Here is a 14,253-nt window from a genome sequence, read left to right as displayed (position 1 = left end):
TATTTTTACCCTACTATTTTGGGGTGGGAAACTTTAGTTATTTATTATTTAACTGAGTCTTTGAATACTTGACTACCCCTTATGGAATCAGCAAAGAAGAATCTCCGTAACTCAAGAAACGGAAATCGTGACTTAAAGCATAATCATATACTTGATGCCAATCACCATGCAGGAAGGCGCTGACCAACAACAAGAGAGTACTCTGTGGCTGATGGAAATTAGTAACCAGCATCTTCACAATCTTATAGGTATATCCTGGAGCTATAATAATCTGTGTACTGGAATGCAGTGCCTCCAATCCATTCTTATCCAAATAATCTACGATAGCCTGAATAGCCTGCATCGGAGTAATATCATCTACAAGACCACCATCACGACCGTCATCATAAGGATCCCACTGTTTCACATGCAAATCCTCTTCATTGGCCTCTGGATGTTTCAACAGATGAACACCCATATAATAAAGACTTTCAATCGTACGAACACTGGTAGTACCCACAGCTATCACCTGACAATCATGGTGAAGCAGTTTTTCCAAGCTACGACGATGAACAACGATATACTCCGTATGCATCTGATGCCCCTCGATCTCCAAACTCTTGACCGGTTTGAATGTACCAGCACCAACATGAAGAGTCACTTCTTCTCTGTCTATACCATGGGCATCCAGATCTGCCAAGACTGCATCTGTAAAATGAAGGCCAGCCGTAGGAGCAGCTACACTACCCTTGATTTTAGAATAAACCGTCTGATAGGTAGTCTTGTCACTCTCCTGAGTTTCGCGATTCAGATAAGGAGGAATCGGCAATTCACCGACTGCCTCGAGAATCTCAGCAAAAGAGATATTTTCATTATCCCAATCAAAGTCTATCCAATAATTAGTTCCACCACCTACAGCTAAAGGAGCAGCCTTGCCGTCAGCACCAGCCTCTCCTCTTCGCATCGTTGCAGAAAGAGTGAGCGAATGACCTTTGATTTCAAAATCGCGTTTCAGGCTACCGTCTTTCCATTTCTTCAGATTACCCACCATACACAACCAAGAACAGTGACCAGTAGTCTGGAACATCAATTCATAATCGGTAGGAGCAGCAGGTTCCATCAGGAAGACTTCAATCAAAGCACCAGTTTCCTTTCTAAAGTGCATACGTGCTTGAATCACCTTTGTATTATTGAATATCATCAAAGCTCCCTTAGGAAGATAATCTGGCAGATGATAAAAGACATCATCACTGACCACACCATGCTTATAGACCAAAAGTTTAGAATGATCTCGCTGAGCTATAGGGAACTTGGCGATTCGCTCATCTGGCAAACTATAATTGTAATCACTAATTTTAATATGTTTTGTATCCATTTTCAATTTATTCTTTATATTCCTATCACCATGCTATATTTCTCACATCACATTAAAATCCACTCATCATGATACAGGCACGCAAAAGCACATAGACGAGGATGAACATAATAACACCCATCACAAAATCCAAATCATCGTGCGCATAGCCCGTACTTGTATATTGATTGGAAATGTATTTAATCTTCGGAGAAATCTTATAATACAAACGATAATACAGCAGGTAAACCAATATACCAACTACAACTCCCAATACCAGTCCACAGAGAATGTCTGAAGGATAATGTACACCTAAATAAAGGCGAGTCCAACAGTTCAACAATGACCAGAAGACCAACGTGAAAGTCATCAGACGACTACGTATCAAGAGAGAGAAAAATACAGCTAATGACATGGTATTCGCTGCATGGGCAGAACAGAAGCTGAAATCTTTCAGGCGCATATTGTTGACTACCTCTATGGTATATTTGATAACAGGATCATTACTTGGTCTCCAACGGGCAACCAATGGTTTGATAATACCATCTACTAATCCGTCGGAAAAGAAGATACATAGAATAGCCATCAGAACTACCAATCCTATCTGAGACATTGTTTCATTGTTTCTCATTACAATATAAAACAAAGCCAGATAAAGAGGAACCCAGGTCAATCCGGAAGAAAGTAGCCAGACTATCTGGTCCAACAGCATATTACCACTTCCATTAAAGAAGTGAAGCAACGCCAAATCCGCATTTAATAAAAGAGATGCTCCCATATTATATTTCCTCTATTTGTTTGGTCTCTACCCAACCTGTTCGCCCGTCAGCCAGGCGAACACCTCGCCAGTCATCCATAGACTTGTCAGTAATATCAACTCGAGTTCCCTCATGAATGACGAATTGGTCTGAACTTGATTTAGCAGGCGTATTCTTCACATTCACAGTTGGCGCCACCACAATAGCACCCGTGCGGTTTAAGAGAACTTCTTTCTGCTGATATGCAAAGACATTACAGAACAGGAAAATAACCAAGAAGAATATACCACCAAAAAAGCCCATCTTGCGCAAATAGATTTGCGGAGCAAACAGATAGACCAATGCTAAAACCAAAGCTATGATAATAGCTATGATACCAGTCTTTGCCCAGCAATCAACACTGGTATAATTTACTAAAGCCTTATACCATGTCACGAAAAACATCTCGCTTACAGGTGTAATCTTGTCAATCGTCTTGCCACGAACAAACTGAAGATTGAAATTAATATCTTCATCTCCAGGAGACAGGAGATGAGCACGCTCGAAAGCCAATACTGACTTTGTGATATTATCCGTACGATAATAAGCATTACCCAAATTATAATAGATCTCAGAAGAAACACCATTTTTCAGGAGATCCTCATAATCCTTGATAGCTTGCTGGTAATTCCCTTTCTGATACTCAGCATCTGCATTCTGCTTGGTTATTGCAGAAGCAGACACAGATGTAAGGAGAAAGAATGCAAGAATCCATATGAAAGAATAGGACTGTCTGTCCTCTTTTGCACGGTTCTTGTGATCCTTGCGCATAGCATTGATTGCGTTTTCTATTTCCATAATTCCTGTCATAGCAGAATTGAAAGTCTTATTCATATTACCAGCAGCATCACCCGGTGCATATCGTTCGAACTCACACTCATCCAATGCCTGGGTAAATTTATCAATCGTTGAGATGTTGACAGAATGCATCTCTAAATTTTCCGTGATATTCTCACGAGAGAGTTTCTCTACAGGAATATTCAACTTATAGCTCACATAACCCCACAATGCTCGCAAAACTTCATCATAGAATTCATTCTGTTTACCGTGAGACATCAGCTGCTGAGCTTTTTTCAGACGTTTCGTTGCAATCTTATTAGCCTTATTAGAACGAACCTTCACGATGTCTGCATTTTCCAAAGCTCGTTTGCGGAAGACAACAAGCAAAACAATAAAGGTGATAAGCGGAACGAGCAGACTGGTCCAATATCCAAAACTGCCATAGAACATATCATCCAAATCATGCAACTTGCTCTTTCCTAATTTCAAAGCACGAATATCCTTTGCCTGATCAGAGAAATCCTGTGAACCTCCTGTAGAACCATCGCCTTTAGACACAGTCAGATCAAAGGCCTGAGTCTTGATGGTCTTATATGAATTAGAAGATGTATCGTAATATGTAAATTCTACAGGCGGAATCTTATAAGAACCCTGATTACGAGGTACAACCAAGAAATCATATACCATATTACCTTCAACACCATTGGAGGTCAGGCGAGTCTTGTCGGTTATCTTAGCATCATATTTATCAAAATCTTTCGGCAAAGTAACGACAGGTTGTTTGAGAAGCTTGAGATTTCCTACTCCACCCACAACCACACGGATGGTAACAGGATCACCTGCTTTTACTTCTTTCTTGTCTATACTTGCAGAAATATTAAACTTACCCACACCTCCTGAGAAATTAGCTGGACGAGATGGCAAAGGCAAAACATTGATAGTCATGCCTGGTGCTTTGATATCCTTGTGTACCTCAACATAACCGGAGCCACCATTAAAGAAAGCTTCCATCGGATCCACATTACGATTCTGCTGAACGACGAGACCCTTAAAAGTAATAGACGGAATTTCAAGTTTACCAGTCATCTGCGGATACATGACATACTGGCTCCAGGTCACACACTTATATTGACGACCATTGACCATTTCACTATGAAAAGCCTTCTGCTGAGGCAAAGCTACCTCCTGAGTATGGAAACCCTTCAAGTCAGGCATTTTTCCTTCCAACTGAGATAAATCAACCAGAGTATATACCTTATAGGTCAACAAGACAGGTTCCTGTTCATGTACCGTTTTCTTATTGGCAGAAACCTTGATGAAAAGATCTCTACCAGAAATAGAAGAACCAGCCTGTCGCATACGAGGTTCATCATCCATATTGGAACTTCCGTGCATATTCGGAGCACCATTGGAATTTCTGGCATGACCAGAAACACTCACCTTAACAGCACGAGAAGCAATTCTCTTACCATTTACTACAGCATGAGAAGATCCTATCGTATAAGAACCATTCTTTGCAGCATACAAAGTATAAGTAATAGTAACGGAAGAAGAAGAACTGGTATGTCCGTTAATCATCTGATAGCTGGACTGCTGGGAAGTATAAGGACCGGCAATCACTTCCAATCCTTCTGGTACTCCGCCCATGCGGAATTCCTCCACATCACGCGTATTAATAGTGTAAGCCAGACGGAAGTTCTCACCCGCCGACACATGAGATGGAGCAGATACAACAATATGCTGAGCTCTGGAACTTAGAGCACAGCAAATAGCAATCACCACCAATATCGCATAACGTCCAATATGTTTCATTATACACATCATAATTTTACTTTTTGAAAAAAAGAGTCTGTGATAAGATTCCTATTACCAGTTTTTCTCATAAGAGCGGCTCTTAGGCTGTGACAATGCTTTCTGCATTTTCTGTTTTGTTGCCTTCTCTTGTTGAATAGCTGCATTCAGAAGTTGCTCAGCGTTGTCTTTGCTCATCTTGTCCTGATTACGCTCTTCGTTCTGGTTCTGTTTATTCTTATCCTTGTCGTTATTTTTCTTATTGTTTTTATTTTGTTCGTTATTCTTGTCCTTATTATTCTGATTTTTGTTTTTATTTTTGTTGTTCTTGTTCTTATTATTCTTATTATCTTTATTATTCTTTTGAGGTTGATTCTTCAGAAGTTTCTTACACAAAGCAAGATTATATCTTGTTTCATTATCCTGAGGATTACATCTCAGAGCCATTTTATAACATTCAATAGCCTTGGCATATTCACGATGGTTTTGCATGATAACACCCATGTTGTGATAACTCTTGGAACGTCTCAGCACATTGGTTTCTTCCTGTGCTGCATGCTGGTACTGTACCATCGCCATGGAATCCTTCTGCTGCATCATCAAAGCACAACCTAAATTATACAAAGCCTGGGTATTCTTAGCATTTTTAGATATAGCTTTCCGATATTGGGTTTCAGCCTGAGCCCATTTCTGAGATTGGTATAACTTATTACCCTGTCGAATGAAGGTTCTGTCATTCTGCGCAAATGCAAGTCCGCTATTCACAATCAAGAGAAGAAGCAGGATACTGGTTTTACCCAATTGCGATGATTTGGCAGCCTTTCCCATAGAAAAGGCCTTACCAAAAAACATGACATTTCTCAACAGAGGATTTTTCACTTCCAAAATACAGATTTCTATGATTAAAAGCAATATCACTAAAATACCAACAGCCTGAAACTGTTCGTCATACTCACTGTATATCACAGAAGAAGTATCTCCCTTTTGCAATTTTGCCAGATCATCATTCAGTGTTTTCTCTGCATCGCTGGTATTATCAACATGAATATACTGTCCGCTACCAGCCTGAGCCAATTCCTTGCACATGTTTTCATTCAGGGCAGTCATAACCGTATTACCGGAATGATCTTTCAGATAACCGCCATCACCCATAGGGATAGGCGCACCTGTCGTATTACCAATACCAAGGATAAATACATTAATACCTTTTTTCTTGGCAGCGGCAGCAGCTTCCGCTGCACCTGGTTCATGGTTTTCACCATCAGTAATCACAACGATAGCACGTCCAACATTGTTCTGTTGGGTAAAACTTTTAGAAGCCAAATCAATGGCATCAGCTATATTGGTGCCTTGTGTCTGAATCAGACCAGGGGTGATATTCTGCAAGAACATCTTGGCAGAAACGTAATCGCTGGTAATAGGCAACTGCACAAACGCATCGCCTGCAAAAACAATCAGTCCAATCTTGTCATTGGTAAAATTATCAACCAGATTTTCTACCAGCATCTTACTCTTATCAAGACGGGAAGGAACGACATCCTCTGCCAACATAGAGTTGGAGATATCCAAACAAATGATAGTTTCAATACCCTGTCGCTTATCATGCGAAATCTTGCTACCCATCTGCGGACGAGCCAACATGACAATCAGGAGTGCCAATGCTGACAACAGCAGACAGAATTTCACGGTAGGACGGTATTTAGAAATACCAGGCATCAATTGTTTGAGAAGCTCAGGATCACCCAGCTTCTTCAACTTTGCATGTCTCCTCCTCCATCCTATCAGTCTGATTAAAATCAAAACCGGAAGGATGCATAGCAACCAGAGGAATATAGGATCTTCAAAACGTAACATTTTCTAATCTATTTAAATCTACAAGAATCGACTTCATGTATAAAATGGAAGTTCGACCTCTTTTTTTTAAGGAATTTTTCTCAACCAGGTGATTCTAAGAAGAATTTCCATGAACAAGATCAAGAACGCTGCAATAATGAAAGGCTGATAAGCCTCATATCTCTTGGCGAAATGCTTGACGTTCATCTTCGTTTTCTCCAGTTTATCAATATCCTGATAGATTTGCTTCAACTCCTTGTTATTGGTAGCTCGATAGAAATTACCATCGGTAGTCTGGGCAATATCCTTCAAAGTCTTCGTGTCTATTTCCACAGGAATATTCACGTATTGAACTCCACCTGCTACAGGTACTGGATATGGAGCAACCTTATTTGTACCGACACCAATGGTATAAACTCTGATACCCAAACTTCTGGCAATTTCTGCAGCTGTCATAGGAGAAATATCACCCATATTATTACTACCATCAGTCAGAAGAATGACAACCTTGCTCTTTGATTTCGAATCTTTCAGACGACTCACGGCATTAGCCAGACCCATACCCACAGCGGTACCATCCTGGATAAGACCTCGGGCAGCTATATCCGTACGAGTATCTTGCAACAGGCGTAAGAGACTCGAATGGTCTGTGGTCATCGGACACTGAGTAAAAGCCTCACCGGCAAAAATCGTCAAACCGATATTGTCATTCGGACGGCCTGATATGAATTCATGAGCAACATCCTTGGCAGCTTCCATACGGTTAGGTTTCAAGTCTTCAGCAAGCATGGATGTAGATACGTCCATCGCCAGCATGATATTTATACCTTCCACCGTCTTGTTGTCCCAGGAATTATGGGTTTGAGGACGAGCCATTGCACAAACAATCAGTACAAAAGAGACGCAGCGCAGAAACATCGGAAGATGAATCAGACGAACACGCAGACTCTTAGGCGCATAAAGATACTGCTTGGTATCACTCATACGCATCGTTGGCTCGTTCTTTCTCCTGTATAGGAAATACCATAATATATAAGGTATCAATAACAGGAGTAACAGAAAGTATCCTTTACTTGCAAATTCCATTTTTTCGTTTTATTAATAACTATCGTCCAACAACCACTGTTAAACAAGTGAAACCACTGTATAGACGATATAAACCAAAATAGCAACAATCGCCAAAGAGCCTGCCCATAAGAGCAACTTGATGACCTTACGCTGACTCTGAGACTTCTTATCATTCTCACTCAATGTTGGAACGATTTTCTCCTCTACAGGCTTTTCGTCGGTCTTTGTCTGGTCGATAAAGTTGATGGCATTAACGAGATTAGAATCGTTTTCATTGATGAGCGTCTCATACTTGGCAAACTTTACCAGATCGGCAGTTCTGAAGAGTTGTCTCAATTCATCAATCATCTTCTGATCACCAGCAGACTGGAGACATTCGATAATTTCGCTACTGGTCATCTCCATAGCGTTAAATCCGAAGCGACCATTGATATATTCACGCAAAGTATTGGTAAGACGGGTATAATACTCTTTCAGATTCTCCTGATTCTCAGAGCGCTGATGCTTGATAGCGTTGATTTCGTTAAGAGCCTTTTCATGAGCAGGAACTCGTTTTACAATACGGAAACTTTTGAGAATTGGTTTATTCTGCTTTAATCTCTGCAAGAGATAACACATTGCACCACAGAGCAATAACATCAATACGCTCAACCAAAAGATTCCACTCCATTCACTCCAGAGGAAAGGATTGTCCTGAACGTCCTTAGGAGGATAGAACTGGTTAGGATGAACTGTATCTACAGGAACCGTAAGTACTTTCAATGCTAAGGGATTACCATGAAAGTCCTTGCCGTTTACCTTTACATTGAGTGCAGGAATCGCATACACATTCTCATCAAAAGAAGTAAGCGTATAGTTGCGACTCACCTGAATGCGGTTACCATCAATCTCAGAAGTATTTTCTTCACTCTGTCCAACAACCTCTACACCAGGTATCAACTGTTGGGAAGGTTTGAAAGAAGGCATTACAATCTTCTGACCACGGTTGGCAGTCACTGTAAGATGTAAAGTAGTCTGCTCACCAATGAGAAGTTGCAGAGAATCCAACTTCTGTTCAACACTTTGTGCTGAAGCAGAAAAGGCACTGCAAATCAAGGCGATTGCTAATATAAAACTTTTAACTTTAATCATTAATCCAATATTATATGATTCGCAAAGTATTTATATACTTCAGTCATCGTAATCATTTCATCCTCTCTGCTTGAAAAGCATGAGAAGCGCTTTAGAGAAATCTTCATTCGTAGCAATGGAAGTCCAGTCCACTTTACTCTTGGCAAATGTATCACGAAGTTTTTCTTCACGATACATCCAATTGCGAGTATGAGCCAACCTCAATTTCTTGCTACTGGTATCAATATACATTTCATGTCCAGTCTCAGCATCCCTTACCTTCAACAAGCCGATATCCGGTAATGTCTTAGCCCTTAAATCATAAACCTGGATGGCCACTACATCATGTTTCTGATTGGCAATCTGCAGTTTGTGCTGATAATCTTTTTCATCATAGAAATCCGAAATCAGGAACGCAGTGCAATGTCTCTTCATGACACGAGTAAAATATTCCAAGGCAACACCGATATCAGTGCGCTGGCTGTCAGGATGGAAATCCAACATTTCCCTAATGATATAAAGAATATGTTTTCTTCCCTTCTTCGGAGGAATATACTTTTCTATTCTGTCCGAGAAAAAGATAACACCTATCTTATCATTATTCTGAATAGCGCTGAAGGCTAATGTGGCAGCTATCTCTGTAGCCAAGTCACGTTTCATCTGGCAACTTGTACCAAAATCCAACGAGCCACTCACATCGACCAACAGCATGACCGTAAGTTCGCGTTCTTCTTCAAAAACCTTGACGAACGGACGATGGAAACGGGCTGTAACATTCCAATCAATGTCACGCACATCATCTCCGAACTGATACTCCCTTACTTCCGCAAAAGCCATACCCCTACCCTTGAAAGCAGAGTGGTATTGACCTGCGAAAACATTCTGGCTCAATCCGCGAGTCTTGATTTCAATCTTACGAACTTTTTTTAAAAGATCTTGTGTATCCATCAAGGAACCTCCACCTTGTTGATAATTCGGCTTACAATTTCTTCACTGGTTACATCACTTGCCTCAGCCTCATAAGAAAGACCAATACGATGTCTCAAAACATCATGAGCAACAGCTCTCACGTCCTCAGGAACCACATAACCGCGATGCTTGATGAAAGCGTATGCTCGTGCTGCTTTTGCCAAAGAGATACTTGCACGAGGACTGCCACCAAAGGTAATCATATCCTTCAAATCTGCCAGTCCATAACGGTCAGGATAACGGGTAGCGAAAACAATATCAGCAATATACTGCTCAATCTTTTCATCAATATATACCTCATTGACAATGCTACGAGCCTTGAGAATTTCATCAGCAGAAGTAACAGCAGTCACTGTAGGCATACTGCCCTGAATATTTTCACGGATGATAAGTTTTTCCTCTTCCAAGGACGGATAATCAATGACAACCTTTAGGAGGAAACGGTCAACCTGCGCTTCAGGCAGCTGATAAGTACCTTCCTGTTCTATAGGATTCTGAGTAGCCATAACAAGGAAAGGATTAGGCAACTTGAAAGTCTGTTCGCCTATGGTAACCTGATGTTCCTGCATAGCTTCCAGCAAAGCACTCTGTACTTTAGCAGGTGCACGGTTGATTTCATCAGCCAACACAAAGTTTGCAAAGACAGGGCCTTTCTTTACATGGAAAGACTCATCCTTCTGGGAATAGATCTGTGTACCGATTACATCGGCAGGCAACAAATCTGGAGTAAACTGAATGCGACTATAATCGGCACTAATCAACTGAGACAGTGTTTTAATTGCAAGGGTCTTAGCCAATCCCGGCACACCTTCCAAGAGAATGTGACCATCGGAAAGCAAGCCTATCAAAAGACAGTCAACAAGGTGCTTCTGTCCTACAATGACCTTATTCATGCCAGTTACCAGATTGGTAACGAAATGACTTTGTTGTTCAATCCGGATATTCAATTCGCGGATATCTATAGCTTCTGCCATAATCTATATACTTTTACGTTTAAACTCTAAATTAAAATCGTATTTAATCACTCCAAGATAAGGAGCATTTATTAAAACAATCGCAAAAGTAATCATTTAGCCTCAGATAGACGAATATAGCAATCTAAATAATATTAAAAATGAGAGATATTTTCTTTATTTAAGAAACTTTTGATATTTAGAGCCAAAGAAACAAGCAATAAAAATGGGGAATGTAAGAAACATTCCCCATGAGAATACTATAATCATATATAAATATAGCATCTGTAGATTACGCATTCTTGATCCAGTTTACGATCCACTCACCAACCTGAGTGGTACCGTACTGTGCACCGCCCTCAACCTGAATTTCAGGTGTACGGACATTGGCATCAAGAGAGGCATCAACAGCCTTGCGAATCAAAGCACCTTCCTCGTTCAGACCAAAGTGCTCAAGCAACATGGCTGCAGAAAGAATCTGAGCAACAGGGTTGGCAAGATTCTTGCCAGCTGCCTGTGGCCATGAACCATGAACAGGCTCAAACAATGGAGTATGCTCACCCAAAGAGCTGGATGGCTGCAAGCCCATAGATCCTGTAATGCATGAGGTCTCATCAGTCAGGATGTCACCGAAGGTATTCTCTGTTACGATGACATCGAAGAAAGTAGGTTCTGTTAACACACGCATAGAAGCGTTGTCGATAAACATATAGTCGGTATTAACCTCAGGATACTGAGGCTCCATTTCCTTAGCAATCTGACGCCAGAGACGAGAAGAAGCCAAAACGTTTGCCTTATCAACAACAGTCAAGTGCTTATTGCGTTTCATGGCAAACTCGAAAGCTACCTTCAAGATGCGCTCAATCTCAGGACGTGTATAGATATCTGTATCGTAAGCCTTATCGTTGTCCTGATACTTCTCACCGAAGTACATACCACCGGTCAACTCACGAATGACAACAAAGTCAGCACCCTTCAAGAGTTCATCTTTCAAAGGAGACTTGTGGAGCAAGCAATCGAATGTTGCAACAGGACGTACATTAGCAAAAAGGCCCAACTTCTTACGCATAGCGAGCAAACCCTGCTCAGGACGAACCTTGGCAGTAGGATTGTTGTCGAAACGTGGGTCACCAACAGCTGCAAAAAGCACAGCATCAGCATCCATACAAGTCTTGAAGGTTTCCTCTGGGAATGGATCACCTACCTCATCGATAGCATGAGCGCCGCAGATAGCCTCGTTGTAAGTAAACTCGTGATTGAATTTCTTTGCAATGGCCTGCATAACAGCAACGCCCTGCTTCATAATCTCTGGTCCGATACCATCACCGGCGAGAACTGCAATGTTTAATTTCATCTTATTTATTTTTTAATCGTTTTTATTCCATGTCTAAATTTCGAGGCGATACTGGCTGTTCGTCACTCTTATCTGCCTCATACATATTGATCATCTTCAGCGTTGCCTTGATAGCAGCCTCAGTCTGGTCGGCATCCAAACCTCGGGTTCTCCAGATACGATTACCTTCACGCCAAGTGATGACAGTCTGAACAAGTGCATCTGTACGACCGCCAGGAGGAATACTTACCTGATAGTTGTCAAGCAATGGGAAGGTTTTGCCAAGCTTTACCTTATATATATTACGTAAAGCTTTCACGAAAGCATCATACTGACCATCACCAGTACTCTGATCTTCATATTCCTTGCCATCGATTTCAACTTTTACACTTGCAATAGGCTTCAAACCATAAGAAGTTGACACCATGTAGCTTACCAGCTTTACCTTATCTTCAGGAGCGGAATGTTTCAGCACATCGCTCACGATATAAGGAAGATCATCCTGAGTTACCAACTGTTTGCGATCACCCAGTTCGGTAATACGTTTCGTCACCGCCTTGGTCTGCTCCGGCGTCAACTCCAAACCCAGTTCATTAAGATTCTGAACAATATTAGCCTTGCCGGAGTTCTTGCCAAGAGCATATTCACGATGTCTGCCGAATCGTTCAGGCACCAGATCATTGCAATAAAGCTTGTCCTTGTTATCGCCATCAGCATGAACACCAGCCACCTGTGTGAAGACATTATCACCCACGACAGGAGTATTCGGAGCCACAGCAATACCACTATACCCCTCTACCAGACGGGAGATTTCATTCAGACGATCTTCCTTGATATTGGTTTTAGCCTCAAACATATCCTTCAGAATCACCTGCACGCTCGCTAAAGGCGCATTGCCACAACGTTCACCCAGACCATTTACGGTAACGTGAAGTCCCTTAGCCCCACTCAGTACTGCAGCCAAAGAATTGCTCACCGCCAAGTCATAATCATTATGAGCATGGAAATCGAAGTGAGTATTCGGATAGCGGCGCACCATCAGGCGCATATACTCCACACACTGCAATGGGTTCAGAATTCCTAAAGTATCAGGAAGAAGGAAACGCTTGATAGGCAGCTTGACCAGTTTGTCCATCATCATGAAGAGATAATCACGACTATCGCGCATTCCGCTCGACCAATCCTCCAAGTAGAGATTTACAGTGAAATTCTTGCTCAAGGCATAATCAATGGTCTGCTTGATATGCGCAAGATGCTCCTCAGGAGACATCTTGAGCTGCTGGGTGCAGTGCTTGTAACTGCCCTTTGCCAAGAGGTTGATAACATGACCGCCACATTCAGCAATCCAATCTACACTCTTATTGTTATCCACGAATCCAAGTACCTCAACGGAATCCAGTTTACCTATGGTCTTAGCATAACGGCAAATACGAGCGACAGCATCCTTTTCGCCTTCCGAAACACGAGCTGAAGCCACCTCAATGCGGTCCACATTGATATCGTGCAACAGCATTCTTGCTATCATCAACTTCTCGTGAGGAAGGAAACTGACACCATTGGTCTGTTCGCCATCACGCAGCGTACAGTCCATGATTTCAATCTCCTTGATACGAGAATTATCTCTCTTTGCGTTAACATCCATAATTACTTGTTTTTAGCTTCCCAAGCCTCTACCTTGTCACGGTTCTGCACAAGGAAATCCACATCATCCAAACCATTCTCGAGACAGTGCTTCTTGTAGCCATTGATCTCGAAATGCTCGCTCTTGCCAGTTGCAAGATTAGTAACGGTCTGATTAGGAAGATCCACCTTTACCTCTGTCTTATGATCCTTATCGATGCTCTCGAAAAGTTCTTTCAGGAATTCCTCACTTACGACAACAGGCAAAACAAGGTTGTTCAACTCGTTGTTCTTGTGAATATCAGCGAAGAAAGAGCTGATGACAACACGGAAGCCAGCGCCAGCAATGGCCCAAGCAGCATGCTCACGAGAAGAACCAGAACCGAAGTTCTTACCTGCTACGAGGATGACACCACTATAAGAAGGGTCGTTCATCACGAAATCAGGCTTAGGAGTACCGTCAGCATTATAACGCCAGTCACGGAAAAGGTTGTCGCCCATACCTTCCTTGTCAATAGCTTTGAGGAAACGGGCAGGAATTATCTGGTCTGTATCAACATTCTCCAAAGGAAGAGGAATGCAGCTTGATGTGATTACATTGAATTTCTGTTTCATCGTTATTTAAATATTTAATTTTTAATGTTTACTTGATAATGTTTAATGTTT

General features: G+C 41.6%; 11 protein-coding genes. All 11 read right to left on the bottom strand.

Annotated elements, in window-relative coordinates; genetic code table 11:
* Positions 1 to 79 precede the first annotated feature (79 nt).
* Complete coding sequence (locus DW917_RS09940; RefSeq protein ID WP_118118302.1) at positions 80 to 1,354, bottom strand: S-adenosylmethionine:tRNA ribosyltransferase-isomerase; 1,275 nt, start codon at positions 1,352 to 1,354, stop codon at positions 80 to 82.
* Between the two features lie 52 nt (positions 1,355 to 1,406).
* A complete protein-coding gene (locus DW917_RS09935) occupies positions 1,407 to 2,111 on the bottom strand; it encodes a phosphatase PAP2 family protein (protein WP_118118300.1) in 705 nt (234 codons plus the stop codon).
* Position 2,112: 1 nt separating this feature from the next.
* The gene (locus tag DW917_RS09930) at positions 2,113 to 4,722 is read right to left on the bottom strand and encodes a BatD family protein (protein WP_118118298.1); all 2,610 of its coding nucleotides are present in this window, start codon (positions 4,720 to 4,722) and stop codon (positions 2,113 to 2,115) included.
* Between the two features lie 54 nt (positions 4,723 to 4,776).
* Entirely contained in the window at positions 4,777 to 6,555 is a 1,779-nt protein-coding gene (locus DW917_RS09925) for a VWA domain-containing protein (protein WP_118118296.1), read from the bottom strand.
* 66 nt (positions 6,556 to 6,621) lie between these two features.
* The gene (locus DW917_RS09920; protein ID WP_118118294.1) at positions 6,622 to 7,620 is read right to left on the bottom strand and encodes a VWA domain-containing protein; all 999 of its coding nucleotides are present in this window, start codon (positions 7,618 to 7,620) and stop codon (positions 6,622 to 6,624) included.
* A 39-nt stretch (positions 7,621 to 7,659) separates the two neighbouring features.
* Positions 7,660 to 8,733 (bottom strand): BatD family protein, encoded by a 1,074-nt coding sequence (locus tag DW917_RS09915; RefSeq protein WP_118118292.1) that lies wholly within the window; start codon positions 8,731 to 8,733, stop codon positions 7,660 to 7,662.
* A gap of 57 nt (positions 8,734 to 8,790) precedes the next feature.
* Entirely contained in the window at positions 8,791 to 9,660 is an 870-nt protein-coding gene (locus tag DW917_RS09910) for a DUF58 domain-containing protein (RefSeq protein ID WP_118118290.1), read from the bottom strand.
* On the bottom strand, positions 9,660 to 10,655 hold the full coding sequence (locus tag DW917_RS09905) for a MoxR family ATPase (protein ID WP_022110574.1): 996 nt from the start codon (positions 10,653 to 10,655) through the stop codon (positions 9,660 to 9,662). The genes DW917_RS09910 and DW917_RS09905 overlap by 1 nt, the downstream gene beginning before the upstream one ends.
* A 271-nt stretch (positions 10,656 to 10,926) precedes the next feature.
* On the bottom strand, positions 10,927 to 11,988 hold the full coding sequence (gene leuB / locus DW917_RS09900) for a 3-isopropylmalate dehydrogenase (protein ID WP_118118288.1): 1,062 nt from the start codon (positions 11,986 to 11,988) through the stop codon (positions 10,927 to 10,929).
* Between the two features lie 22 nt (positions 11,989 to 12,010).
* Positions 12,011 to 13,609 (bottom strand): alpha-isopropylmalate synthase regulatory domain-containing protein, encoded by a 1,599-nt coding sequence (locus tag DW917_RS09895; protein ID WP_118118285.1) that lies wholly within the window; start codon positions 13,607 to 13,609, stop codon positions 12,011 to 12,013.
* 2 nt (positions 13,610 to 13,611) lie between these two features.
* Positions 13,612 to 14,202, bottom strand: a complete 591-nt coding sequence (gene leuD / locus DW917_RS09890) for a 3-isopropylmalate dehydratase small subunit (RefSeq protein WP_006846819.1) — start codon at positions 14,200 to 14,202, stop codon at positions 13,612 to 13,614.
* Between the last annotated feature and the right edge of the window lie 51 nt (positions 14,203 to 14,253).

This window comes from Prevotella sp. AM42-24, from assembly GCF_003461825.1.
Lineage (GTDB): Bacteria > Bacteroidota > Bacteroidia > Bacteroidales > Bacteroidaceae > Prevotella > Prevotella hominis.
The sequence above is the reverse complement of the archived record's forward strand: the minus strand, read 5'-3'. Positions and strand labels throughout refer to the sequence as shown.

What these genes read in the sequence shown, in the direction of transcription:
- DW917_RS09910 (WP_118118290.1), bottom strand. Translation starts at nt 9,660, where the DNA reads ATGGATACACAAGATCTTTTAAAAAAAGTTCGTAAGATTGAAATCAAG.
- DW917_RS09895 (WP_118118285.1), bottom strand. Translation starts at nt 13,609, where the DNA reads ATGGATGTTAACGCAAAGAGAGATAATTCTCGTATCAAGGAGATTGAA.
- leuB (WP_118118288.1), bottom strand. Translation starts at nt 11,988, where the DNA reads ATGAAATTAAACATTGCAGTTCTCGCCGGTGATGGTATCGGACCAGAG.
- DW917_RS09930 (WP_118118298.1), bottom strand. Translation starts at nt 4,722, where the DNA reads ATGAAACATATTGGACGTTATGCGATATTGGTGGTGATTGCTATTTGC.
- DW917_RS09925 (WP_118118296.1), bottom strand. Translation starts at nt 6,555, where the DNA reads ATGTTACGTTTTGAAGATCCTATATTCCTCTGGTTGCTATGCATCCTT.
- DW917_RS09920 (WP_118118294.1), bottom strand. Translation starts at nt 7,620, where the DNA reads ATGGAATTTGCAAGTAAAGGATACTTTCTGTTACTCCTGTTATTGATA.
- leuD (WP_006846819.1), bottom strand. Translation starts at nt 14,202, where the DNA reads ATGAAACAGAAATTCAATGTAATCACATCAAGCTGCATTCCTCTTCCT.
- DW917_RS09935 (WP_118118300.1), bottom strand. Translation starts at nt 2,111, where the DNA reads ATGGGAGCATCTCTTTTATTAAATGCGGATTTGGCGTTGCTTCACTTC.
- DW917_RS09940 (WP_118118302.1), bottom strand. Translation starts at nt 1,354, where the DNA reads ATGGATACAAAACATATTAAAATTAGTGATTACAATTATAGTTTGCCA.
- DW917_RS09905 (WP_022110574.1), bottom strand. Translation starts at nt 10,655, where the DNA reads ATGGCAGAAGCTATAGATATCCGCGAATTGAATATCCGGATTGAACAA.
- DW917_RS09915 (WP_118118292.1), bottom strand. Translation starts at nt 8,733, where the DNA reads ATGATTAAAGTTAAAAGTTTTATATTAGCAATCGCCTTGATTTGCAGT.